Source organism: Paenibacillus sacheonensis, assembly GCF_009909195.1.
Taxonomy (GTDB): domain Bacteria; phylum Bacillota; class Bacilli; order Paenibacillales; family Paenibacillaceae; genus Paenibacillus_Z; species Paenibacillus_Z sacheonensis.
The window spans coordinates 199,293-223,509 of the sequence record NZ_JAAAMU010000006.1 but is presented as its reverse complement, the minus strand read 5'-3'; the positions used below and the strand labels follow the sequence as shown (position 1 = coordinate 223,509).

At 57.0% G+C, this 24,217-nt stretch carries 14 protein-coding genes; 13 read left to right on the top strand and 1 reads right to left on the bottom strand.

Features of this window, described 5'->3' with window-relative positions; all coding sequences use genetic code 11:
• Window positions 1-117 precede the first annotated feature (117 nt).
• The 11 genes from GT003_RS13850 to GT003_RS13800 all read left to right on the top strand — a co-directional run bounded on the left by GT003_RS13850 (window position 118) and on the right by GT003_RS13800 (window position 20,060).
• Window positions 118-1,026, top strand: coding sequence for a creatininase family protein (locus GT003_RS13850; RefSeq protein ID WP_161698642.1), 909 nt, complete (start codon window positions 118-120; stop codon window positions 1,024-1,026).
• Window positions 1,026-3,326 carry an alpha-L-rhamnosidase-related protein gene (locus GT003_RS13845; RefSeq protein ID WP_161698640.1) on the top strand — a complete coding sequence of 767 codons (2,301 nt, stop codon included), beginning with the start codon at window positions 1,026-1,028 and terminating at the stop codon, window positions 3,324-3,326. Before GT003_RS13850 ends, GT003_RS13845 begins: the two co-directional genes overlap by 1 nt.
• On the top strand, window positions 3,323-4,537 hold the full coding sequence (locus tag GT003_RS13840) for an amidohydrolase family protein (protein ID WP_161698638.1): 1,215 nt from the start codon (window positions 3,323-3,325) through the stop codon (window positions 4,535-4,537). The genes GT003_RS13845 and GT003_RS13840 overlap by 4 nt, the downstream gene beginning before the upstream one ends.
• A gap of 70 nt (window positions 4,538-4,607) precedes the next feature.
• Entirely contained in the window at window positions 4,608-6,809 is a 2,202-nt protein-coding gene (locus GT003_RS13835) for a glycoside hydrolase family 36 protein (RefSeq protein WP_161698636.1), read from the top strand.
• A 64-nt stretch (window positions 6,810-6,873) separates the two neighbouring features.
• Complete coding sequence (locus tag GT003_RS13830; protein WP_161698634.1) at window positions 6,874-8,577, top strand: extracellular solute-binding protein; 1,704 nt, start codon at window positions 6,874-6,876, stop codon at window positions 8,575-8,577.
• 40 nt (window positions 8,578-8,617) lie between these two features.
• On the top strand, window positions 8,618-10,411 hold the full coding sequence (locus GT003_RS13825; RefSeq protein ID WP_161698631.1) for a sensor histidine kinase: 1,794 nt from the start codon (window positions 8,618-8,620) through the stop codon (window positions 10,409-10,411).
• A complete protein-coding gene (locus GT003_RS13820; protein WP_161698629.1) occupies window positions 10,389-11,990 on the top strand; it encodes a response regulator in 1,602 nt (533 codons plus the stop codon). The genes GT003_RS13825 and GT003_RS13820 overlap by 23 nt, the downstream gene beginning before the upstream one ends.
• 188 nt (window positions 11,991-12,178) lie before the next feature.
• Window positions 12,179-13,897, top strand: a complete 1,719-nt coding sequence (locus GT003_RS13815; protein WP_161698627.1) for a type 2 periplasmic-binding domain-containing protein — start codon at window positions 12,179-12,181, stop codon at window positions 13,895-13,897.
• 129 nt (window positions 13,898-14,026) lie between these two features.
• Window positions 14,027-14,932 (top strand): ABC transporter permease, encoded by a 906-nt coding sequence (locus GT003_RS13810; protein WP_161698625.1) that lies wholly within the window; start codon window positions 14,027-14,029, stop codon window positions 14,930-14,932.
• A 39-nt stretch (window positions 14,933-14,971) separates the two neighbouring features.
• Entirely contained in the window at window positions 14,972-15,853 is an 882-nt protein-coding gene (locus GT003_RS13805; RefSeq protein WP_161698623.1) for a carbohydrate ABC transporter permease, read from the top strand.
• A 181-nt stretch (window positions 15,854-16,034) separates the two neighbouring features.
• Window positions 16,035-20,060 (top strand): fibronectin type III domain-containing protein, encoded by a 4,026-nt coding sequence (locus tag GT003_RS13800; protein ID WP_161698621.1) that lies wholly within the window; start codon window positions 16,035-16,037, stop codon window positions 20,058-20,060.
• A 202-nt stretch (window positions 20,061-20,262) separates the two neighbouring features.
• Here GT003_RS13800 and GT003_RS13795 read toward each other — a convergent pair whose 3' ends face one another.
• Complete coding sequence (locus GT003_RS13795; RefSeq protein WP_161698619.1) at window positions 20,263-21,447, bottom strand: MFS transporter; 1,185 nt, start codon at window positions 21,445-21,447, stop codon at window positions 20,263-20,265.
• A 536-nt stretch (window positions 21,448-21,983) separates the two neighbouring features.
• On the opposite strand from GT003_RS13795, the gene GT003_RS13790 reads away from it, so the two are divergent.
• Both GT003_RS13790 and thiL read left to right on the top strand, forming a co-directional pair.
• Window positions 21,984-22,850, top strand: a complete 867-nt coding sequence (locus GT003_RS13790) for a YitT family protein (protein WP_161698617.1) — start codon at window positions 21,984-21,986, stop codon at window positions 22,848-22,850.
• Window positions 22,851-23,087: 237 nt separating this feature from the next.
• Window positions 23,088-24,215, top strand: a complete 1,128-nt coding sequence (gene thiL / locus GT003_RS13785; RefSeq protein WP_338045905.1) for a thiamine-phosphate kinase — start codon at window positions 23,088-23,090, stop codon at window positions 24,213-24,215.
• Window positions 24,216-24,217: the final 2 nt, after the last annotated feature.

Sequence of the window (24,217 nt, the reverse complement as noted above, 5' to 3'; positions counted from 1 at the left end):
ACCTGAAAGTAAAAATGTTGTTCTTACCTCCGCATCGGGGCTTGCCTATCATAAAAGGTGAACCCCGGTTTGGATAGTCAGGGGATAGAGCAGACGGTAAAAAGGAGTCGATTCAGAATGAGCGATCAGCTGCCCCGCAGCAAGTTTCAATGGGAACTGATGCTGCCGCATGAATTTCGCGCCGCGCAGGCAAAGCTTCCGGTATTGTTTATGCCCCTGGGTACTGTGGAATGGCATGGCGAGCATAACGCGCTGGGACTGGATTCCCTCAAGGCCCATGAGCTGCTTGTCCGCACGGCCGCTCGTGCGGGAGGCGGAGTCGTGCATCCTCCGCTTTACGGCGGGATGGGCGGCTTGGATAAGCCGGCGACGGTCATCATGGAACCGGAGATGGCGTGGGAGAACGTCATGCTCCGGACATGGCTGGAACAATATTGTTATGAATTCCATCGCAACGGCTTCAAAGCGATCATTCTGTTAACCGGCCATTACGGACATAACCAGCAAATCGTCGTTCGCGAGACGGCCGTACGCATGTCCGAGCGGCTGCGGATTCCCGTATTCGGCTCGCCGGAATATTGGCTTGCGCTTGATGAAGGGTACCTCGGCGATCATGCCGGCATCGGCGAAACGTCGCTGCTATGGGATTTGCATCCCGATCTCGTGCAAATCGAGCGCATTCGGCAGGATCCTGATTACAGCGTCGGCGGAATCATCGAGGCCGGCTCTTCGCCGGAGCTGGGAAGACGCTATGCGGACCGTATCGTCGAGCGGCTGTCGCGCTTGGCGACGGACATGGTGAGCTGGGATGATGACATGCTGGATCGCTATATCGACAGCGAGCGGGCGATCGTGAACGCGCAGGCCAAGGGCTGGCGGAACGTGGGCGGCTGGGAGTTCTGGACGCATATCGCCGGTTCGGAATTCGTGAATTACGGTCAATACCTCGTCGAGGGCAAATTCGAGGACATCGCGCGGATCGCAAGGGAATTCGGAAGACTGGCGATTCATAGGGAGCGAGGGTAATGACGGAAGCGGCATGGATCTGGTATCCCGACCAAGCGGCACTGCAGCCGAATATCTACGTCGATTTCAGAAAGACGATTACGTTGGAACAGGCGGACGGTATCGTAAAGGTGTCGGCATGCCAGATGTATCAGTTGTTCGTAAACGGACATTTAGTCGGCAGAGGGCCGTCCCCTTGCTCGCCGGAGTGGCAGTATTACGACGAAATCAATATTTCGCCCTTCTTGCGAGAAGGAGAGAACGTCCTTAGCGCGGTTGTCTATCACTTCGGCGAGAAGGATATCGTCACCCTTCAAATGCAAGGTCCCGGAGGCTTCTGGCTGCAGTTGGAGACGGCTGCGGGCGAGGCGCTGACAGGCTCGGACGAATCTTGGTCGTGCCGGATTTCGCCGCGATGGGAGACGCGCAATCATCGGATCAGCAAGTGGGGCGGATTTAATGAAATTTACGTGGCCGGCCGCGAAGATGGTTGGGAGGAGCCCGGCTATATAGAGGAAGGCTGGCTGCAAGCCGGCATCGTGGCGCGCATCGGCGACGAGGAGAGTCCTTGGGCGCATCTAATCCCTGCGGAGATAGCGCCGCTGCACCGCGAGCTGGCGTATCCGGCCGCAATCGTCCGCACGGAAGACAACTATGGAAGCGTTACGGGCGCCGGCGAGCTGCTCTCGCAATCGTCTGGCGGAGGGATGACGGTTGACTGCTCCGCGCCGTATTCGTTTCCGGGCGCCGTCTTCGATTATGGACGCGAAGTCGTCGGCCGACCGGTCCTCTCGATCGAAGCGCCTGATGGCGGCGTCGTGCGGATCGCGTACGGTGAATCGCTGGAGCTGCAGTATGTGGATACGTTCGTGCTCCGCCGTGGCGGCAATCACTTGTCGACATACGGGCGAAGGGCTTGCCGATTCATGCAGGTATCCTTCCTTGCGGCGCCTTTGCCGCTTACGGTGAAGGCGCTCGCATTCGAGCATCAGCATTACGACTTCAAGCAGCAAGGGACGTTCGCCACGAGCGAAGAACGCTTGAATCGGATTTGGGACGTAAGCTGCCGCACGACGCTGATGAACAGTCAGGATCATCTCGAGGATTGCCCTTGGCGGGAGAAGGCGCTGTGGGTGGCCGACGCCGTCGTAATGGGCAAGGTGATCTATCATGTATTTGGCGATACCGCCCTGCTGCGCAAATCGCTGCTGCAAGGGGCGCGCATCCAGAATGCGGACGGCTCGATTCCAGGTACGGGACCCGAACGCAACGCGCAGATGCTGACCGATTTCTGCGGACACTGGCTGCTCGGCGTGCGCGATTATTGGCGCTATTCCGGCGACCTTCCGACTATCGAGCAGCTGTGGCCCAATTTGCTCCGGCTGACGGCTTGGTTCAGCGCGCAGAAGGATGAGACGGGGCTGTTCGCCCGGGCGGACCGGCCTGGCTGGTGGTGCTTCATTGACTGGACGGTACATATCGATAAGCGGGATAAGGTCACCTGCATCAACGCGCTCTACGTGGCGGCGCTGGAAGCAATGGGCGACATGGCGCTGGCAATGGGCAAGTCCGAAGAGAGCGGAACTTATCGGCAGCAAGCCGAGCGGCTGAAGCTGGATATCCGCGAGCGGCTGTGGCTGCAGGAAGAGGAAGCGTTCACCGATTGCATGATCGGCGACGCGCGGTCCACGCATCTGTCCCTGCAGACGAATTTCATGGCTGCATGGTGCGGTCTCATGACCGAGGCGGAGACGGCTCGCTTCATCGAGCGTTATTACGATACGAAAGCGCTTGTCGAGATCAAAGGCGCGTTCTTCCAGCATATCGTTCTGGAAGTCTTCGTGCGGATGGGCATGACGAGCCGCGCGCTCGAGCTCATTCGCGATTACTGGGGCGCGATGGTAGACCGCGGAGCGACGACATGGTGGGAAACGTTCGACGCCTCGACGCCGCACGGCGTGACGCCAAGCACTTACGGCGGCAATGTGCCTACTTATTTATGGGAAGGCCCGCTTGTCAGCCAGTGCCATGCGTGGGGGGCGTCTCCTGCCTATATTTTGCATCAATTGGTCAGCGGCATTGACGTGCTGCGTTTGGGCGAGGGGATCATCCGTCTTCGCAAGCCGGCCGACGAAGGACCCGACAGGCTGTCGGCCACGCTTCCGACCAAGAACGGCTCGATCAGCGCCGAGTGGAAGCGGGAGAACGGCGTCTGCTCCGGTACGGTTATCGTGCCATCATGCTATAGGGTCATCCGCGATGAGGATGTGCCCGAATCCATAATCGTCCACTACGAGAAGGAGGCTGCCGCGCAGCGATGAAGCAGACAACGAACGGCGATTGGAAGACGTGGCTGGACGTTCTTAACGCCAAGCCCGTCTACAGCACGCATGAGCATCACCGGGAAGCGTTCAGCCAACAGCAGCTTGACCTGGACCTCCTGTTCCAGTGGTCCTATGTCGGCTGGTGCGGACCGGCTCCGGCTGCAACCTATGAGGCGCGGACGGCATGGCTCGATAAAATCCGCTTCAATACGTATTATCAATGGCTCGAGAAAGCCATCATGCGCATCTATGGCATAGAGGAGCTGACGGCAGGCAATTGGGACGAAGTCTCCCATGCGATAAGGCAAGCGCATCTGGCGGATGCCGATTGGCATCTTGATCTGATGAAACGGCATGGCGGCTATGCGGGCTTCCTGGAAGACTGTTTCTGGGATACCGGCAGCGACGTCGGCTACCCCGATTTCATTACGCCGGTCTATCGGCTCGACATGTGGATGATGGGCTACCATCCGGAATCGCTGACCAACGAACGGACGACGATTCACGACCAATTCGAGGATCAGCCGACCTTCGAGCAGTATATGGAGCGGTTCGAGCACGAGCTGCGCAGCCGGAGGCCTTCCATTGCCGGCTTGAAGTGCGCATCCGCCTATCAGCGGACGATCGCCTTCGCCGATGCGTCCAGAGCCGCCGCCAAAGCCGTCTTCGGCAAGAAGCCGTCCGAGACGACCGAAGCCGAGCGGAACTGCTTCGGCGATTATATGCTTCAGGTTGCCCTGCGCATCGCGGCCGAGCTGGAGCTTCCCGTGCAGATTCATACCGGCCTCGCGAAGCTGGGCGGCTCCAATCCGCTCCTGCTGGAGCCCCTCGTCGCATCGCATCCGAACAATCAGTTTGTCCTCTTCCACGGCGGTTTTCCGTGGACGTACGACACGGCGGCGCTTGCGCACAATTATGACAATATCGTCATCGACATTAACTGGCTTCCGCTGATCTCGACTACTGCCGCGGAGGATGCCCTTCATGTCTATGCCGACGTGCTGAGGGACAGCGGCAAGATCGCATGGGGCGGGGATACGTGGACCGGCGAAGAAGCGGTCGGCGCCTCCATGGCTTTCCGTCATATTCTGGCCCGCGTCTGCGCGGACAAAGTAGACAGCGGCGCATGGCGGTCGAAGGACGCGGAACGGTTTGCCGACAAGATCATGTACGAGAACGCGTACAAGCTTTATCAAATTAGGCGGTAACGACGCGAACCTGCAGGTGCCTTGCCGCCTTGCGGGTTTTGCTCATCCGGGAACAAAGGAGATGCGGCGCATGACAGAAACGAAAGAAGCGGTAAACGGCATAATTAAACGGAAGATGGAGCATCAAGGCATGCTCATGGAATTTCTGGAGAGCGAATCGTCCTGCGCGATGGAGGCGCTCAATACGGCGGAGGAACGCTTCGACCGCTTCGCTTCCATTCCCGTCGTGCCTTTCCAGCTCGGCATCGAAGGCGTCGGCCGCCTTCTCTTCCCCGTTCCGCCGAACGGGAGCACGGTTCTGCCCGCCCAGATGATCGTCTCATCGAGAGAGCAGGACGATAGCGGATTCCGCGTTACGTACGTTCATAAGGAGCAAGCGCTCGAAGTCTCGGTGAATTACGAGTTCGTGCCTGGCTGCGCGGTCATTCGCCAGCATACCTCCGTGACGAACGCGGGCAGCGAGCCGCGCAAGCTGACTTACTTCTCGGCGGCGCTTCTTAATGGATTGGCGACGGACGGATTGAAGGATTGGCAGGCGAAAGACAAGCTCCGGCTGCACTACGCGCACCAAACCTGGCATGGCGAAGGCCAGTGGCGCAGCCAGAACCTCGAAGAATTGGGGCTTTACCATCATTCGCCCCATCCGCCATCCAATACGATCCGCTTCTCCTCGTACGGCTCGTTCAGCACGGGCAAATATTTGCCCATGTTCGTGCTCGAAAACAGGGAGACGGGCAAGGCGTGGTACGTGCAGCTCGAGACCTCCACTTCATGGAACGTGGAGATTGGCTACCGCGGCTCATGGGCAGGGCAGGAAGGCTGCTTGTACCTGAATGCCGACGCGGGAAGCGAGCGCTTCGGGAACTGGAGCAGGATGCTTGCGCCGGGCGAAACCTACACGAGCGTTCCGGTAGCCTTCGGCTGCACGCGGGGGGATTTCAACGAGGCTGTCGGCGAATTGACCCGTTATCGTCGTCAAGTCCTGAAGCCGGCCAATGCCTGGGCGGGAGAATTTCCCGTCGTCTACAACGATTTCATGAACGGCATCTGGGGGCTTCCGACCCGCGAGCGGTTGGAGCCTCTTATCGCCGCTGCCGCGAAAGCGGGAGCGGAAGTGTTCTGCATCGATGCCGGCTGGTTCATGGAGCATACGGAGGAGCCCGTGCAAGTGCTTGGCGATTGGGAGCCGGTCGACGCGCGTTTCGGCGAAGGCGGCCTGCAGCAGATGCTCCGCGATATCGAGCGGGCGGGCATGACGCCGGGCATATGGCTCGAAATCGAGATGTGCCATGAGCGATCGAAGCTGTTCGCCAAGCCGGATGCGTGGTTCCTGCTGCATAATGGACGTAGGGTCGGCGGACCGGACCGGGTATTTCTTAATTTCGCCCACCGCGAGGTCCGGGCGTATTTCCACCGGCTGTTTGATCGCTTGGCGGCAATGGGCATCGGTTATATCAAGAACGATTACAACGATTATATCCCGCATGCCGACAGCGCGGACGGTTTGTCGAAGGACGGCGTCCGCGAGAACTTGGATGCGTTCTATGCGTTCATCGACGAAGTGAGGGCGAATCATCCGGCGCTCATTCTGGAGAATTGCGGATCGGGCGCGATGCGCGAGGATTACGCGGCGCTCGCGCATTTCCATGTGCAGAGCACGAGCGATCAGGAGTTCTACGAGCGGTATCCGTCGATTCTGATGGGGACGCAGGCGGCCGTCCTGCCGGAGCAGTGCGGCATATGGAGTTATCCCTATCCGCTTCCGTTTCTCGAGCAGAAGCAGCCCGAGCTCGTTCATCATGAGGCTTATCAGGAAAGCATGAAGGACGGCGAGCAGACGATCTTCAATCTTGTGAACGGCATGTGCGGGAACCTGGTGCTCGCGGGCCATCTCTATGCCGCGGACGCGTTCAACATGACGCTGATCCAGCAAGGGCTAGCGATCTACAAGCGTGAACGCAAGCATATCAGAGAATCGGTGCCCGTCTATCCGAACGGCCTTGCTAGACTCGGCGACACGAAGGGATGGGCGGCGTTCGGGCTGCTCGATGCCGGCGCGAACCGCATGCTGCTCGCGGTATGGAAGCTTCAGAGCACGGAGGATGTGTGGGAGATTCCTCTCGAACGCTGGTTCGGCCGCCAAGCGAAGGCAGAGCTGATCTACCCTGCGCAGCCGGCGGAGACGCAGATGGCTTTCCATCCCCATCCCGTGAAGCTGTCCGTGCGGATTGCCGGCATGAACAGAGCGCGTTTATTCGTGATCAGCGGCTAGCTCCCGCTTCCGAAACCTGGTTAATATTTGTTTAGGAGTGCTTCCCGAGGAGATGGTATGATTCATGTATATCGTTTTCTTGGGGGGCGCGGGCAAAATGGAATTCAATCGCTTCAGAGGTTCTTATGCATTCGGTTTCCTAGCCATTCTCGCGCTTGTCCCGTTAATCGGCTGCGCTTCGCAAACCGGTCAACTCGCAGATGCCATGCCGGACCGTCCAGCGTCCGACGGCCCCGTCGCGCCCTATGCCGAACCGGTCACGATGACGGTTTGGGCCGGGATGAATGACGTCATGCGGTTCGCTTCGGGCGAAAGCATCGACGATAATCTGCACACCCGCTTCATGAAATCGTTTCTGAATCTCGATTTTCAAAATAAATGGGTGGCGGATGGCGGGAAGATCGCGGAGAAAATCGATCTCGACATCTCCAGCAACGATCTTCCCGACGCCGTCCAAGTCAATGTCGAGCAATTGTCCCGTCTGATCAAGAACGGCCAGCTCGAGGATTTGACGCCCGTATGGAACCGCTACGCTTTGCCCGGCTTGAAGGAGAACATGGGTTACCAGGACCGCATCGCATTCACGCCTGCCATGAAGAGCGGCCGCATCTACGGCATTCCGCTCCCTTCGGACATGGGGAATTCCGTAGCGCTGATGTATATACGCAAGGATTGGCTCCTCGCGCTTCACCGCGAGGTGCCGCGAACGACTGCCGAGTTGGACGAGCTGGTGCATGCATTCGCCTTGCAGGACCCCGATCGCAATGGGAAGAAGGATACCTGGGGCGTTGCTTTCGAGCAAGCCGCGGAGAGCGGATCGGGCGGATTGCCGGGAGGAATGACGACGGACGCGCTTGCCGCGGGCTTCGGCGCGTATCCGGAGCTCTGGCTGAACGCGCCCGACGGTCAGTTAGCGTACGGATCGATCGACGATCGGATGATTCCCGTGCTCTCCATGTTGAAGGATTGGTACGATTCCGGCGCCATCGACCCGGAATTCGCGTTCAAAGATCTAAACCGCGTCTCGAAGGATATCGCGGACGGACGGATCGGCATCGTATTCGGGCCGTTTCATTATCCCTTGTGGCCGCTTAAAGACACGGTCAAGAACAATCCGAACGCGGATTGGATCGTCGCGCCGATTCCGACCGCGGACGGAAAACCCGCCGTACCGAAGGCGCTTCCTTTCACGGGAAGCTGGGTCGTCGTCCGCAGCGGCTACGAGCATCCGGAAGCGTTGATCAAGGCGCTCAACGTCACGTATATGATGCAAGCGGACATGGGGGAGCCAGGGAAGTTCTGGAGCGAAGCGGGCATGGGCATCTACAAGGATTTGTCCGCGCATTTGTACATGAAGCCGTATTTGTTCGACTCTCCCTTCCGGAACATGCAGTCGGGCAAAGAAATTCAAGCGGCGCTTCGGACGGGCGACGAAGCCAAGCTCGCATCCTCGGCAGCCCGCAGCATTTATGCAAACCTTATTCAATCCAAGGATAAGCTGGAGGCCTGGACCTTCCGTAAAATATTCGACGAGTCGGAGCGGGTGCTGAGCGATTATCCGAAACTGCAGTATTCCGCCTTCTTCGATGCGCCGACGCCCGAGATGCTTGCCAAAGGAGAGGCGTTAGCCCGTCTGGAGCGCGAGCAAATGCTGCAGATCATCATGGGCGAGCCCGTGGACAGGTTTCGCCAATTCAGAGAGAGCTGGCTGCAGCTCGGCGGAGCTGCGATAACCCGCGAAGTGAACGCCTGGCGGCAGTCGCAATGAGGCTTCGCCCAGCGAAGAGCGAGCGAGAAGGAGGATGGCAATGGGGCTTAGAGGTTTGCTGCGCACGGGCGTATTTCGTAAAATGTTCCTCGGCTTCCTGGCGGTCATGATTCCTTTCACCGCGATCTGTTACGGCGCCCTGTGGGTGGCGGGCAATGCCCTGTCCGATCAAGCGCAGCAATCCGCGCATTCGAAGCTGCAGTTCTTCATGGACTACTTGCAGGAAGAGCTCCGCAACGTGAATCAGATGCTCATCGCGCTGAACAACGACGCCGACATGCCGGCCGTCTATCTGCATCAGCATGACGGCTTCGATTATGAATTCGTGCAGCTGACCGGAAGCATCCGGGCCAAAATGAAGATCGTCAATTACTCCAGCGATTACGTGACGGACGTCTTCCTGCTGCTTCCCCAATCGAAGCTCAAGCTGTCCGTCAATGAAGGGGTGACGTCCATCGCCCCCGCGGACGAAACGATTCTGCGCAGGCATATGAACCGTACGGACGAGATGGTACGCTACATCGGCAATGATACCATTACCTACTCCACGGCGGTGACGGACGGCAGCAACGCCAACGTGCTCTACGTGCTCGGCACGAACCTGTCGCAGAAGCGCATGATCGCGACGATGAACAAGCTCGACGACAACAAAAAATTCAATGTCTTCCTCATCGACGACGAGACGAAGAAGCGAATCGGCGACGCGGATTCGGAGACGCTCGACCGGCGTATCTACGATCGGCTGGAAGAGGACGAGACAAGCAGGATCCGGGTGGACGGCAAAGCCTACCTCGTCCAGCGCTCGACGGACCACAACTTCACGCTGGTTTCCTATATCGCCGAAAGCAGCATTTTGGCGCCGGTCGCCGTCATCTGGAAATGGTACGCGGGCATCTCGATCAGCATGATTCTGTTTGCGGCGCTCTACTCTTGGTTCACCTACCATCAGATTCATAAGCCCCTCCTTAAGCTCGTGCGGACGATGCGCGAGGTGGAGATCGGGAATTTGAATTCATCGCTGCCCGTCAGCCAGAAGGACGAATTCGGTTTCGTTTACAAGCAGTTTAACAAAATGGTCGTTCAGCTCCGAAGCTTGATCGAGGAAGTGCTCGAAAGCAAGATCGAGCGGCAGCAAGCGGAACTGAAGCAGCTTCAATCGCAGATCAACCCCCATTTTCTGTTCAATTGCTTCTACATCGGGTACCGGATGGCGAAATCCGGCGAGATGGAGCAGGTGGCGAAGCTGTGCAAGTACTTGGGCGATTACTTCCGCTTCGTCACCCAGCAGGGCTCGCGCGACGTGGCGCTGCTGGAAGAAATCAAATACACGCGTACGTACCTGGAAATCCAGAAGATGCGGTTCTCCAACCGGCTCGAATTCGAAATCGACATCCAGCCCGGGCTTGAACGCATCGAGGTTCCCGGTCTGCTCCTGCAGCCGCTCGTGGAGAATGCGCTCTTGCACGGGATCGAAAGTGCGGACCGGCCCGGGTTCCTGCGGATCGCCGGCTTCGTGGATGGCGATGCGCTGCGGCTCGACGTGAAGGATAACGGACGCGGCATGGATAACGAGCAGTGGCTGAAGCTGCAGAGCCGGCTGGAGAAGCCCATGAACAGCTCCAACCATTTTGGCTTATGGAACGTCAATCGCAGGCTCCATCATCTGTACGGCGAAGAGAGCGGGATCATTCTGGAGAACGGCGCGCCGGACGGGTTCACATCCTCGCTTCGCATCCCGTTGAGCAGGCTGAAGCAGCAGCCGGACGCTATCCGTCCGTTCAAGGCGTTAAACCAAGAGGGAGGGACCGGCCATGTACAGGCTATTGATCGTTGACGACGAGCCGGCGATAGCGGAGGGCCTTGCCGAGATGCTCGGCGAGCTTGGGCTGCCGTTCAAAGAAATCTGCTATTCGTTCTCCGCGAACGAGGCGCTTCGCAAGTTCGAGCAGGAGCCCTTCGATATCGTGCTCGCGGATATCCGCATGCCCGAGATGGACGGACTGCAGCTCGTGCACCGGCTGAGAGAAAGATGGAAGCATACGGCGGTCATTTTCCTGACCGGGTTTTCGGACTTCGATTACGCGCGGCGCGCGCTGCAATTAGGCGCGTCCAATTATTTGCTGAAGCCGGCGGAAGATGAAGAGGTCGTGGAGAGCTTGAAAGGGGCTATCGACCAGCTCGATCAAACCTATCATGTGATGCTCTCTCTCGGGGAAGCCGAACGGCTGTCCCGTCAAGCGATTCCGCTTATGCAGGATAAATGGTGGGGGAGAGTCCTTCACGGCGAAGTCGCTTCGAGCGCGCTGTCCGAGGCGGTATTCCGAGAGAAGCGGATTCCGCTTTCCGAGTCGCTGCCGGTATGGACGTTGATATTGCGGATCGACGATTTTGGCCGGCGCTTTCATAAGGAAGACGAGTTCTTGCTGCTGTTTGCGGTGCAGAACATGGTGCAGGAGCTGTGGACGGGACAGTATCGCGTGGAGTCGTTCCGATTCGAGGGCTGGTTCGTGCTGCTGCTGCAGGCGGAAGCTCGGGAGCAGGGCAGGGAGCAGTGGGGAGAGTGGGTGTCGATCGCGCACGAAACCGTTCAACGGGTTCTCGGCATCACCTTCTCGATGGTGCTCACGTCCGAACCTTCCTCCTGGGACAGATGGCCGGATGCGTTCTGGCACGCCGAATCCGCGCTGCGATTGTGCGCGTTCAGCAGCACGCTGCTCGTCGCGCCGGAGCGCGACAAGGGGGCGGCGATCCATTACCAGCTGCTGCATAAGATCACGCAGGAGCTGTCCGAGGCGCTGAAAGCCCGCGACGCGGCAAGGTTCGAGCGCTGCCTGGACAGCGCCTTTGCGATTAACGGCCTGGAGCTGCCGAGCCCGGAGCAGCTGGCCATTCACTACATCGCGATCGCCAACCAGCTGTCGCAGTTCCTGCTGCTCTATAATTTGCAGAACCAATTGGATTCGCATACGGCGGACCGGCTGGGCAATTTCAAGTCCCATCGGGACGTCGGCTCGATGAAGAGCTTCCTTATCCAGCTCTTTCACCATATCTCCGACAAGATGGGGGCGGTTCGGGACAATCCTTCCGATCTCTTGATCGCGCAGATCCGCGCCTACATTCATCAGCATTTGGACGAGGATCTATCCTTGAACGCGCTGGCCAAAATTAAATACGTCAGCCCGTCTTATCTGTCGCGCCTGTTCCACCAGATTACCGGCGAGCAGCTGATGAGCTACATTACCCGCGTTCGCATGGAAGAAGCGAAGAAGCTGCTGCTGGACGAGCGCTACCGGATACAAGACATATCCGAGAAGCTCGGCTTTCAGAGCGCCAACTATTTCTCCAAGGTGTTCCGCAAAACCGTCGGCATCCCGCCGCAGGATTTCCGGTCATCTTCGTTGTCGAATTCCTAGCATGGCAAGGCGGCTCTCTCGCGAGGGCCGCCTTTTTGCTGCCTATTGCACGCGCAATTCGCGCAGAGGACAAAATCGTGCACGAACGTAAAGACTTTCTTCTTATGGGCTATGGCCTGCATCCATTACGATAAATGCGTAGCAAGTAAAGCAATTCCAATAACGTTCGTCGAAAGGATTGGGTGCACGTGAAGAAGAAGGCACTGCGCTTTACGCTGTTTGGATGCATGGCGTTGTCGCTCGCGTTGACGGCAGCCTGCGGCAGCAGCAATGGCAATAACACGGGGGAGACGGCAAATAAGACGAACGACGCCGCAGCAGGGAGTCAAGCGCCGGCGGAAAATGCTACTGCGGAGAAGCCCGAGGAGAAGCCCGCGGAAGAGATTAACCCTTACAAATTCAAGGAACCGGTCGATGTCGTCTTCGCGAAGAACGTATTCGATATCAAGGTGTACCCCGAAGGCGAGGATCCAGGCAACAACGCGGTGTACAAAATGATCGAGCAGACGACGAATATCAGGCCGACGAACAAGTTCGCCGTTCCGTACGAGAACTACCGCGAACGCATCAAGCTGGGCATCGCGAGCAATGACCTGCCGGACATCTTCTTCGCCGAACAAGCGGACGTGGACCAGCTGATCAAGAACGATATGCTGGAGGACCTAAAGCCGATTTATGACAACTACGCGACGGACAAGACGAAACAAATCTCCGGCTACAAAGACGGCCTTCTGTTCACGGGCGCACAGCGCGGCGGCAAGTACTACGGCATGCCGAACGTGTCGGATGCGCTGAACGGCTCGCCGGTCGTTTATATCCGCAAGGATTGGATGGACAAACTCGGCGCGCAAATGCCGAAAACGTTCGAAGAGCTGATCGCGCTCGCGAAGCGCTTCGCCAAGGAGGATCCGGACGGCAACGGCAAACCGGACACGTACGGGCTGTCCATGAACAACCAGCTCGACCTGAAGTTCACGGCGCTGATGAACGCATACGGCGCATATCCGAAGGTGTACGTAAAGGACGCGGACGGCAAGCTGAATTACGGCAGCTTGAACCCCAATATGAAGCAAGGCTTGACGATGCTGGCCGATCTGTACAAAGAAGGGGTCATCGACAAGGAATTCGTAACCAAAGACATGCCCAAATCGATGGAGCTGGTTTCTCAAGGCAAGGTCGGCATTCTGATCGGGGAGTTCTTCTCGCCGCTCTGGCCGCTGCAGGACGTGCCGAAGAACGTGAAGGGCGCGGATTTCGTCAGTATGCCGATGCCGGGTCTTGGCGGCGCGGAATACCAACCGAACGTACCGATTAACGTAAGCGGCTACTTCGTCGTTCGCAAAGGCTTCGCGCATCCGGAAGCGCTGATGCTGCTCCTGAACAACCTTGCCGAAACGTCCTACAGCAACCTCGACAACGAGTGGGCGAAAGCGTGGTCGGAGCTCAACAAGAATCCGAAATACGCGAACGCCAGCATCAACAACTGGCTGCCTGTTTTCAACGACCGGCCGGATGCCAATACGAACCGCTACAATCTCTTTACCGAGGCGCTTAAATCCGGCACGGATCAGAATATGCCTGCCGATCAGCGCGTTACGTTCCAGAACGTGCTGAAAGGCAAAGAAGGCGATGCCGCTAACTGGGCATGGTACAAAACGTTCCTCGAAGGCGTGCCGAATGCAAGCAGCTACAAAACGATCGTCTACAACGGCTGGTTCGGAAGCGCGACGGAGACCGGCAAGCTGAAAGGCGCAAGTCTGCTCGACCTGGAGAATCAAACGTTCATCAAGATTATCGTGGGCAAGTCCCCCGTCGAATCCTTCGACGACTTCGCGAAGCGGTACAACGATCTCGGAGGCAAGCAAATTCTCGATGAAATGAACGCCCAGCTCGCTAATCAGAAGTAACGGCTCCACGATTCCGCGCTTGAAACCTGGCAATGACTGACAATTCCAAGACATGCGCGTAACTGAATACCAAGGCTCGTTCGCACCCGGGCGAGCCTTGGCATATCTAATGGCAACGGCGGTGGCTTCATGAATAGGATCAAAAGGCGGTTGGCTACAAAGGAATGGCAGCTTCATCTGATGATTGCTCCCGGCGTCGTTTTTCTCATTCTGTTTTCGTATTTGCCGCTCTACGGCATCTTGATCGCTTTTAAAGAGTTTTTGCCTTCCAAAGGGATTTGGGCATCGCCGTGGGTCGGGCTTAAATACTTCGACTTCATGATGAAGCTTCCCGATGTCTGGCGCGTGACGAACAACACGATCTACATTGCCGGGCTGAAAATCCTGCTTGGCTTTCCGGTTCCGATCGGGATTGCGCTCATGCTGAACGAAGTGCGCCGCAGCTTCTTCAAGAAAGGCGTGCAAACCATCATTTATTTGCCTCATTTCCTGTCCTGGGTCATTCTCGCGGGACTCATACTCGACGTGTTTTCGCTGACGGGCATCGTGAATTCATTTCTAGGCTGGTTCGGCATCGAGCCTTTCTATTATCTTGGAGACAACCGGAGCTTCCCCTGGATCATTATAGCAACGGATATTTGGAAAAATTTCGGTTGGGGGACGGTCATTTACCTCGCCGCCTTAACCGGTATCGATCCCGCCTTGTACGAGTCGTCCGTCATTGACGGCGCGAACCGCTGGAAGCAAACGCTCCATATTACGATTCCGGGCATCGTGCCCATCATCATCTTGACCGCGATCCTGAGCCTGGGGAATGTGCTGAATGCGGGCTTCGAACAAATCTTCAACTTGTATAATCCGCTCGTCATGGACCGGGGCGACATTCTGGACACGTACGTGTACCGGGTGGCGTTCCAAGAAACGAACTGGAGCCTCAGCACGATGGTAGGGCTGATCAAATCGGTCGTGAACAGCGTGCTCATCATCGCGGGCTACTGGCTTGCATACCGCATTACGAAATACCGCGTATTCTAAACGCGCGATAAGGCAACCGTTCCATCGGGAGGTCATGAAATGAGCAAACTGCATGATACATGGGGGACGCGGTTGTTCGGCGTCATCAATTACCTGCTCCTCGCGGGAGCGGCGTTTCTCTGCATCCTGCCGCTGATTAACGTGCTGGCCGTTTCCTTGAGCAGCAGCCATGCGGCGAATGCCAATTTGGTAGGCCTATGGCCGGTCGATTTTACGATTCAATCCTACAAAGTCATTCTTAGCCGTCCGGAGGTGCTGAAGGCGTTCTGGATCTCGACGGAACGTACGCTGCTTGGCGTGCTGCTGAATAACGTGCTGACCATCCTGATGGCGTATCCGCTGGCCAAGTCGGCGAAGCAGTTTACGGGCCGTCATGTCTACATGTGGGGGATGATCTTCGTCATGCTGTTTAACGGCGGGCTCGTGCCCACGTATATCATCGTGCATGATCTCGGGCTGTTGAACTCCATGTGGGCGCTGGTGCTGCCGGGCGCCGTTCCGATCTTCAGCGTCATTCTGATGATGAATTTCTTGAAGCAGCTGCCCTCCGAGATCGAAGAGGCCGCGTTCATGGACGGCGCTTCGTACTTTACGAGCTTGTCGAGGATCATCGTCCCGCTGTCCATGCCGGTCATCGCGACCGTGACGTTATTCCATTTCGTCGGGCATTGGAACGATTGGTTCTCGGGCTTGCTGTACATGACGGATATTTCCAAGTATCCGCTGCAGACGATGCTGCAATCGGTCGTCAAGGGCAACGATATTATGACGCTGGACGCCGCGAAGCTGTATGCCGACGTTTCGGACCGGACGCTGAAGGGCGCGCAAGTATTCGTAACGGCCTTGCCGATTCTCGTGCTCTATCCGTTTCTTCAGAAGTATTTTACAAAGGGGATCGTGCTCGGTTCCGTTAAAGGATAAGGGCTGTCCGGAACGCAATCCAGAAGCTGCGAGACTGAATGACCAGTGCCCGCAGCTTTTGGCATATGGATTTGTATCGTTTGCTCGGCGGAACGGAAAGGGGGTGCATGCACGAAATCGCATGTTGAAAGCGCTTCATCTAATCTTGCCGATGTTTATTTTGAAGAAGGAAGTGAAGTTTATGAAGAAAGCAAGAAAATGGCTGGCCCGAAGCATGGCTTTGGCCGCCGTGCTCGCATTCGCCCAGCCGGCAGCAGCGGCGACGTTCGACGAGTCGTACTACATGCTGTTCAACATTTCGCCGACGCCTCCACAAGCAAGAATGGATGCCGAGTTGAACGGCATTGTCGATTCGTTCGCGGACGCTGCGTACGTAAAGACAGGGCTTAGCATCTCCACGCAGTACCTCAGCCTCGATACGTACGCGCATCAGCAGAATTATAATTGGGATTCGGATTATTTGGACCGCCAGCTGCAGTATGCGGCCGACTACGGCAGGCCGGTACTCATTCAATTGAATGCGGGCGGCTGGGCGGGCGATACGGGCCTTATGGATGCGCTTGCGGACGATACGCGAACCACGATGTGGGATACCAACAATTGGGACATGTTCCGCAGCATCGACCAGCATAACTATATGACGTATTCCAGGAAGAACCTCAAGCATTATGCTTTTAAGAAACGCAATTTGCAGCAGGTCGCGAAGCGAATCGTCCAATGGAGGGCGCAGCATCCGGATCTGTTCATCGGCGTCAGCCTCGATTCCGAGGATTGGCAGTATGTGTGGGACTCCACGCGCTACTCGGATTACAATCCGCTGTCCATTGCGGAGTGGAAGGAATGGCTGCAGGGGACCGGCATCTACGATTCGGCGAACGGGACGTATAAGGGCGAGGCGCGAAGTCCCGTATTTACGTCGATCTCGCAATTCAATACGGCGATGGGCACGAGCTTCGCAACCTGGAGCGCAGTCGATCCGCCGCGGACGCGCGCCGACGGCAATCCATTCTGGGAAGAATGGACGCGCTGGCGGACAATGCTGCTCAAGCATCACCTGCAGGACATGTCGAATTGGCTCATTGAAGCGGGGTTGCCGTCAAACCGGATTTACGCGCATCAGAATCAGGTGCCTTCGGGATCGGATGCGTATTACCTGACCTCGTCCATTACGACGACCGCCGCGCTCTCACCGGGCTCGCTGGGCGTCACTCTTTACGGCGACGGTACGAAGGACACGAACTATTTCAAGCAATTGCTTGGTTACGACAATAACTGGGGCGCGCCGGAGTATAACCCCACGGACAAGTCGAACAAAGCCTCCAGCTACGATGGGCTTGTAAAAACCTACGAAGGCGGCGCGCATTTCATATCGCCCCTCAGCTGGAACGACCCGGTCAATTCCCCTTACGAAATCAAGGGAACGCAGTTCGAGGCGGCCATATCGGACTTCATTGCGAATTATGGAGGCCAGCGCCGTCCCGCCCGATTCGACATCGGCGCGCCGGGTTCGGCCGTCTATGATTTGGCGGCTAATTTCAGCTCGGCGGCAACGGCCAACACTCCGTCCGCAAGCACGGGCACGGAGACGGTGGGCGGAGTCTCGAAGAACGGCATCTTCCTTCATGCGCCCAACGCGGGAGATGCAACCCTGACGTACAGCAATGTCGTTTTGCCTTCCGTGACGGGCGGCGAACGGCTGAATCTGGCTTTGTATTCGGGCCTGCTCGACGGAGCGGACAATTCGGACGGCTACATCGTCAAAGCGGCGGTCAACGGCACGAACGTATTCACCGGCAATTACGCGCAGCCGCATTACAGCAGGTGGCACCGCTGGGAGCCGGCAATGATCGATTTGACCGCTTACGCCGGACAGACTGTCACGGTGACGCTTGCGACGAATAAAGGGACGAACGACAGCCAGGACTGGATCGTCTTCGGCAGCCCGGCCATCTACAAGGGCACCCCCGATTACACGGCCCCTTCGCCAGTGAGCGGACTTAATGCGGTCACCGTCGGCAGCAAGGAAATCGGCTTGACATGGACGCCGATCACGAACGCCGGGGTCGTGGAGTACAAGGTCTATCGAAGCACGACATCCGGATTTACGCCATCCGCGGCGAATTTCGTCGCTTTCGCCAACAAGGGCAGCTACAACGATCCTGGCTTGACGTCCTCGACGACCTACTATTACAAAGTTGCCGCCGTAGACGAGGCAGGGAACGAAGGGACGGCATCCGCTCAAGCGAACGCGAATTCGGCTGCCGCTTCCTCTGCCGCGCCTGGCCAACCGACGGGAGTTACTGCTGTATTGGCAGGAGATAAAGACAGCGTCGCCGTCTCTTGGAGCGCGGTGTCCGCTTCCAATCTGAGGGAATATCGCATCTATCGCAGCACGAAGTCATCGTTTACGGCGGACGATTCGTATTTGATCGACCGCGTCGCTCCTTCGGCGACGACCTATAAAGATTCCTACATGTTCGACAATAAGTCGTATTACTACCAGATCGCGGCATGCAACGTTAACGATGTTTGCGGCCCTGTGTCGAGTGTTACATCCGTGACCGTTCCCGGCAACACCAAGACATGGGGATTTAACACGAGCGGGAACTACGAGGGTTGGAATATGGCGAACGACGTGACGGGCACGTCGGTGAACGGCCAGCTTAACTTCTCGATCAGCGGCGTCGATCCCTATATCACGTACGCCTCCAATTTGAACTTGCGGGGCAAACGGAGTCACTATGTCAAGGTCGTCATGAAGAACAACACGGCCGCCACGTCCGCGCAGTTGTTTTGGACGACCGATCAGAACCCTTCGTTCAGCGGGCTTCAGGCGCTGACGATGGATATCGTACCGAACGATACGCTGTATCGAACGTATTTGTTCGATATCGGCAACCTGTATCAGTTCGCGGGCGTCCTGCAGACGATCCGCCTGGATATCAACGCGACGTCCGGTTCGGTAAATATCGATTCCATCGAAATCGTGGATGGCCCGGATCTGGAATCGTGGGAGTTCAATCAGGTGGGGAACGCCGAGGGCTGGACCTCCGTCCAGCAAACCGACGGTACGACGCTCTCCGGCAGCGCGATGGATCTGACGTTCGTTAATCGGCTGGACCCGTACATGGATTCGCCCGACCAATTAAAGATTCCGGCAAGACCCAATCAATCCATCCGAATGAACGCCAAGAACAATACAGGCGCCATTCAAGCGAAGGTACAGTGGATCACGGATACGAATTCGACCTGGGACGACGCGAAGAGCGCAACCATTTCGCTCCATCCGAACGACCCGAACTTCACGGATTATATTTTCCCCGTAGGCAACAGCGCGGGTTGGACAGGCACGATTCGCAAGCTTCGTATCCATCCGTTCTCCACCGATGGCTCGACGGCAGCAGGGGGGACGATCAATATCGACCGCATCGCGCTTAGCGCGGGCCTGCCCATTGCGAACGTGGTGCCGTTCGCGCTGCCCGGGAACAACAAAGTGGACCTCTACTGGGCGCAGAACCGGAAGGAGACGGGCGCTTACGTCCTGCGCAGTACGAGCTTGAACGGCGTCTATACGAAGCTGAACGACAAACCGGTCGCCATGCATTATACGGATGCGACTGCCGTGAACGGCCAAGCCTACTACTACAAATTGCAGTACGCGAACTGGCTTGGATCCGGCCTGGTATCCAGAGCGACGGGCGCGCTCGTGCCTGCGGCCGGCACCGTCTCGCAGCGCGAAAGCAATTATGCGCAGTACCGCGACGGCGTAGGCAGCTGGTACTATCAGACGTACAATACGTCGACCTCGGCGTATTCGGGAATGACGTTCGTCCATGACCAGACGTTCAACGACTATTGGGCAGGGGGCGGCGCCAAGATTTCGCGCGTCTCCCAGAATCCCGCAGCGGGCAACGACGCGGTTCTCAAATGGGTGGCGCCGATCACGGGTACGATTGTCATTAACGGCAGCGCGCATTATATCGTCAACGACCGGACGACCGGCGACGGCGCGACGCTGAAAATCATGAAGAACGGTACGCAGCTGTGGACTGCCTCTGTCGGACCGGCGACCTTTGCGGCCGAGACGGCGAACCATAGCATCAGCGTAAGCGTTCATGCCGGCGATGCGATATACTTCCACGTGAACGCGAATGCCAATGTAACCGGAGGCGAGTCGGTGTGGTGGAACCCGGCCATCTCGTACTAATTCGAATTCAAGAAGATCTATGTAACGGAAGGCTGACTGCGCGTCATCTATCGATGGCGGCGGTCAGCCATTTCTCGGTTGAGGGTCGACGAACTGCGGCTATGTCGCCGTTTTTGCAGAGCTTAGCGACGCATGCCAAGGATGCTCTTTCCCCGTCTCATGCTCATGCTGTACGTTGGGGACTGTCATGTTTAACATTCAATCAATGCGGTAGAGAACTTGGAGCCGCGTCCTTTACGCCAAATAATTTCACTTTCAGAAGTATGGTAAGCAAAGCGGCTGCAAACAGTGCGATACCGGCCCATAGAATGTTATGCGTACCATAATGGGAGATTGTCCAACCTCCGGCTATCGATCCGACCGAAATGCCGAGATTGGAGAAAGAGACAAACAAGCTGTTGCCGAATTCAGGCGCTTCGGACGCTTCCGTCGTAAACCAACTTTGGCTAATAACGAAACCCGAGGTGTGAACGGCTCCCCAGAAAACGACAATGAGGATCATAGGAATGAAGGCTTGTCCGGCGAAATAGACGAGCAAATAAATGAGAACCATGACTAAAGGAAAGAATATAGCCGTTCGAGTAACGCTTTTGCTTAAAAACTTACCCGTTTGCAAGTTTCCAATAACCCCGCTAATTCCAAATACCACAAGCATAATACTTATCCACTTGTTATCTAAGCCCGTATACTTAGTCAGATACTCGGAAAAATAGCTGTATACAGTAAACATGGCGGCAAGCATCAGGAGCAAGGTCGCAATATTAAACCATAGACTTGGCTTCGCGAGCACGCGCAACTGCGAACGATACGTTAGTTTAGTCGTAACGGGGAGACTAGGAATAAAGACGGCTAATCCGATGAAGGCGAAAATATTGACCATCGCAGAGAATAAGAAGGAAGCTTCAAGGGAAAAATGGCTTGCGATAAACGACGTGATCGGAACGCCCAGCACAAGACCGACGGTACCGCCGGTAAATACTTTGGCAATGGCTTTCGAACCCTCATTCGGATAAAAGCTTGCCGCCACGACAAAGGCGAGCGAAAAGTAAACCGGATGTAAAAAGGCGGGCACGATTCGAAGCAGCAATAATCCAGAGAAACTAGCAGTAAATGCCGCTAAGGTGTTGGCCGCTGCAAAGATAGCCAAAACGAGCAGCATTATTTTTTTACGGTTCATGCCCGATAACAATAAGGTCATAATAGGACCGAAGATCGCGATCGTTAACGCAAACAAACTCACCAATAAACCTGCCTGAGCTACACTGACCTGATATTTCTCAACGATATAAGGAATAATCCCAATCACGCCGAATTCCGTATTAATGATGCTGAACAGCCCCAGTGCAATAACGTAAATCCAAAACGTTGCTTTTCTCTTGTTGTCCATGTTGCCCTCCTTGGTTTTGATTGCTCTATATAGATAAAGACATTTCCATTCGGCGTTTCGACAGCCGTGCATCCGGCATGGACATAGTTTAATCCGATCTCCGCATCGGGCTCAGTAATATAAATTACAATTCAACGAACCGGCGATATTGCTGCCGAACCTTTGGGACTTATTGAAGGGGCAGCGTGCCTTAAATACATCCTCTGGAAAACATGATCCGAAATCGGGTGATGTTTTTTCTTTGTAGAACAAGTAAAGCGCTTTTTACCGGGATTTCTTGTGTCGCGAAAAACAAGGAGTGTGCTGTCTTTTGGGATTCTCGTGTCGCGGAAATTTTCAATTCCGCTTAATTCCGAGTAAATTGGTAGCTTTATTAAAGTAAAATGGTAAATCAAATCAGCGATATTCGAAGTTAACTCGATTAAAACGTATCCAATTGCGTGATAATTCAGGATTTTATTTTGAATTTGAACGAAAACAAGGTATAATGGTAGGAGAAGATGGATTTTCACCATCCATTGCAAGGGGGAGAAGATATGGCGAAACAGCATTATAAGATTACAAAGCTTGAATTGCTGCGGCGAATCGTATTTATTACGATTGGTGCGGCGCTTGTATCGGTAGCTCTGGAAATTTTTCTCGTGCCGAACAACATTATTGATGGCGGCATTGTCGGGATTTCGATCATTTTATCCCACATAACGGGTTTGACCCTCGGTATCTTTCTATTCTTGCTCAACGTGCCTTTCCTCATCATCGGGTATAAACAGATCGGCAAAACGTTCGCGCTCTCGACGCTCTACGGCGTTACGGTCATGTCCATCGGCACGACGCTGCTCCATCCCGTGAAGGCGTTGACGTACAGTCCGTTCCTCGCGCCCGTTATCGGCGGGGTTATCCTCGGGATCGGGGTCGGGCTTGTCATCCGGTTCGGCGGATCGCTGGACGGCACGGAGATCATCGCGATTCTGTTCACGAAGAAAAGCGCGTTCTCCGTCGGCGAGATCGTCATGTTCTTCAATCTATTCATTCTCGGCAGCGCGGGCTTCGTCTTCTCTTGGGACAGCGCGATGTACTCGCTCATTGCCTATTACATTGCGTTCAAAATGATCGATATTACGCTGGAGGGCTTCGATCAGTCGAAGTCGGTGTGGATCATCAGCGATGAAGCGAAGGAAATCGGGGACACCATCATGAGCCGTCTCGGCCGCGGCGTCACTTATCTGCACGGCGAGGGCGCGTATTCCGGCGGCATGAAGCGGGTTATCTTCTGCGTCATTACTCGTCTGGAAGAAGCGAAGATGAAGTCCATCGTCCAAGAGCTGGATCCTACCGCGTTCCTGGCGGTCGGCAACATTCATGACGTGAAGGGCGGACGCTTTAAGAAGCGGGACATTCACTAACGCACGGTACAGACAAGCATTAAACGGGTCACACGGGTAGGCATTGAACGTTCGAATAGGTACGTATACGGCTCGAGATATATCCATGCAAAGCACAGCAAGCAGAACGATCCCGCAGTCGGTGATCAAGGAGGCAGGACCGCCCGGCAGAGGCGAGGTCCTGCCTCCTTTTGTTGCGGCTCCGCGGATGGACCGATATAATAAGGTCAATTAGACGGTCGAGGCGACCGGTGACGGGTGGAGGGTGGTAGTCTGGACGAATTTGCGCGAATCCGCCATTGGACGGACGGCAGGCAGAGCCCTTCGCTGCTCGCTTCGCAAGGCGTCGTGCTCGGCATCGGCGACGATGCGGCGGTCGTCGGCGCTCCGCCGTCCGCGCGCGGGGAGCTGGAATGGCTGCTCGCGGTCGACACGATGGTGGAGACCGTGCACTTCAACGACGCGACGATGGCGGAGGAAGACGTCGGCTGGAAAGCGCTGGCCGCGAACGTCAGCGATATCGCGGCGATGGGGGGCACGCCCCGGCACGCGCTGGTCTCGATCAGCGTGCCGCAGGCTTGGGGGCCGGAGCGCGTGCGACGGCTCTATGACGGGCTTTACGCCTGCGCCGCCCATTACGGCGTGGCGGTCATCGGCGGCGACACGACTTCGTCGCCGCTGCACGTGGTCGTTGCCGTGACGGTAACGGGCACCGTCGCGGCCGGAGCGGCGATCCGCCGGGCGGGGGCGAGGCCCGGCGACGCCGTGTTCGTGACCGGCGCTGCGGGGATGGCCGCGGCCGGTCTGCATTATTTGCTCGCCGCGGCAGCGGCGGGCGGGACCGCGCCGGGCGCGCAGGTGCGGCCCGTGCCGCTGGCCGCGGCCGAGGCGGCCGGCACGGCGGCGCTGGTGCAGGCGCACCGCCGGCCGGCGCCGTCCGTGCGCGCTGCGGCGCTGCTGGCCGCCCGCGGAACGGTCACGTCGCTGAACGACGTCAGCGACGGACTCGCCAGCGAAGCCTGGGAAATCGCCGAGGCTTCGGGCATCGTGCTCGCGCTCCGCGAGTCGAGGCTGCCGAGGAGCGGCAGCCTGACCGCTTACGCGCACCGCTGCGGCGAGGATCCGCTGTCGTGGATCCTCTACGGCGGCGAAGACTACGTGCTGCTCGGCACCATCGCAGCCGAAGACGCGGACGCGGCCAAGGCCGAGCTCGAAGCGGCCGGCCTGCCGATGTACATTATCGGCGCGGCAGAGGAAGGCGCCGCCGCCGTGGAGCTGATCCGCGATCGCGGAGCTGACCGCGGGACGGACAACGGGCGCGGCAGCGCGTCATCGCATCGGCGCGAGCCGCTCGCGAAGCGGGGATATAATCATTTTGGCGGGTAGGA

What these genes read in the sequence shown, in the direction of transcription:
- GT003_RS13805 (WP_161698623.1), top strand. Translation starts at nt 14,972, where the DNA reads ATGAGCAAACTGCATGATACATGGGGGACGCGGTTGTTCGGCGTCATC.
- GT003_RS13795 (WP_161698619.1), bottom strand. Translation starts at nt 21,447, where the DNA reads ATGGACAACAAGAGAAAAGCAACGTTTTGGATTTACGTTATTGCACTG.
- GT003_RS13810 (WP_161698625.1), top strand. Translation starts at nt 14,027, where the DNA reads ATGAATAGGATCAAAAGGCGGTTGGCTACAAAGGAATGGCAGCTTCAT.
- GT003_RS13830 (WP_161698634.1), top strand. Translation starts at nt 6,874, where the DNA reads ATGTATATCGTTTTCTTGGGGGGCGCGGGCAAAATGGAATTCAATCGC.
- GT003_RS13850 (WP_161698642.1), top strand. Translation starts at nt 118, where the DNA reads ATGAGCGATCAGCTGCCCCGCAGCAAGTTTCAATGGGAACTGATGCTG.
- GT003_RS13800 (WP_161698621.1), top strand. Translation starts at nt 16,035, where the DNA reads ATGAAGAAAGCAAGAAAATGGCTGGCCCGAAGCATGGCTTTGGCCGCC.
- GT003_RS13845 (WP_161698640.1), top strand. Translation starts at nt 1,026, where the DNA reads ATGACGGAAGCGGCATGGATCTGGTATCCCGACCAAGCGGCACTGCAG.
- GT003_RS13835 (WP_161698636.1), top strand. Translation starts at nt 4,608, where the DNA reads ATGACAGAAACGAAAGAAGCGGTAAACGGCATAATTAAACGGAAGATG.
- GT003_RS13820 (WP_161698629.1), top strand. Translation starts at nt 10,389, where the DNA reads ATGTACAGGCTATTGATCGTTGACGACGAGCCGGCGATAGCGGAGGGC.
- GT003_RS13840 (WP_161698638.1), top strand. Translation starts at nt 3,323, where the DNA reads ATGAAGCAGACAACGAACGGCGATTGGAAGACGTGGCTGGACGTTCTT.
- GT003_RS13825 (WP_161698631.1), top strand. Translation starts at nt 8,618, where the DNA reads ATGGGGCTTAGAGGTTTGCTGCGCACGGGCGTATTTCGTAAAATGTTC.
- GT003_RS13790 (WP_161698617.1), top strand. Translation starts at nt 21,984, where the DNA reads ATGGCGAAACAGCATTATAAGATTACAAAGCTTGAATTGCTGCGGCGA.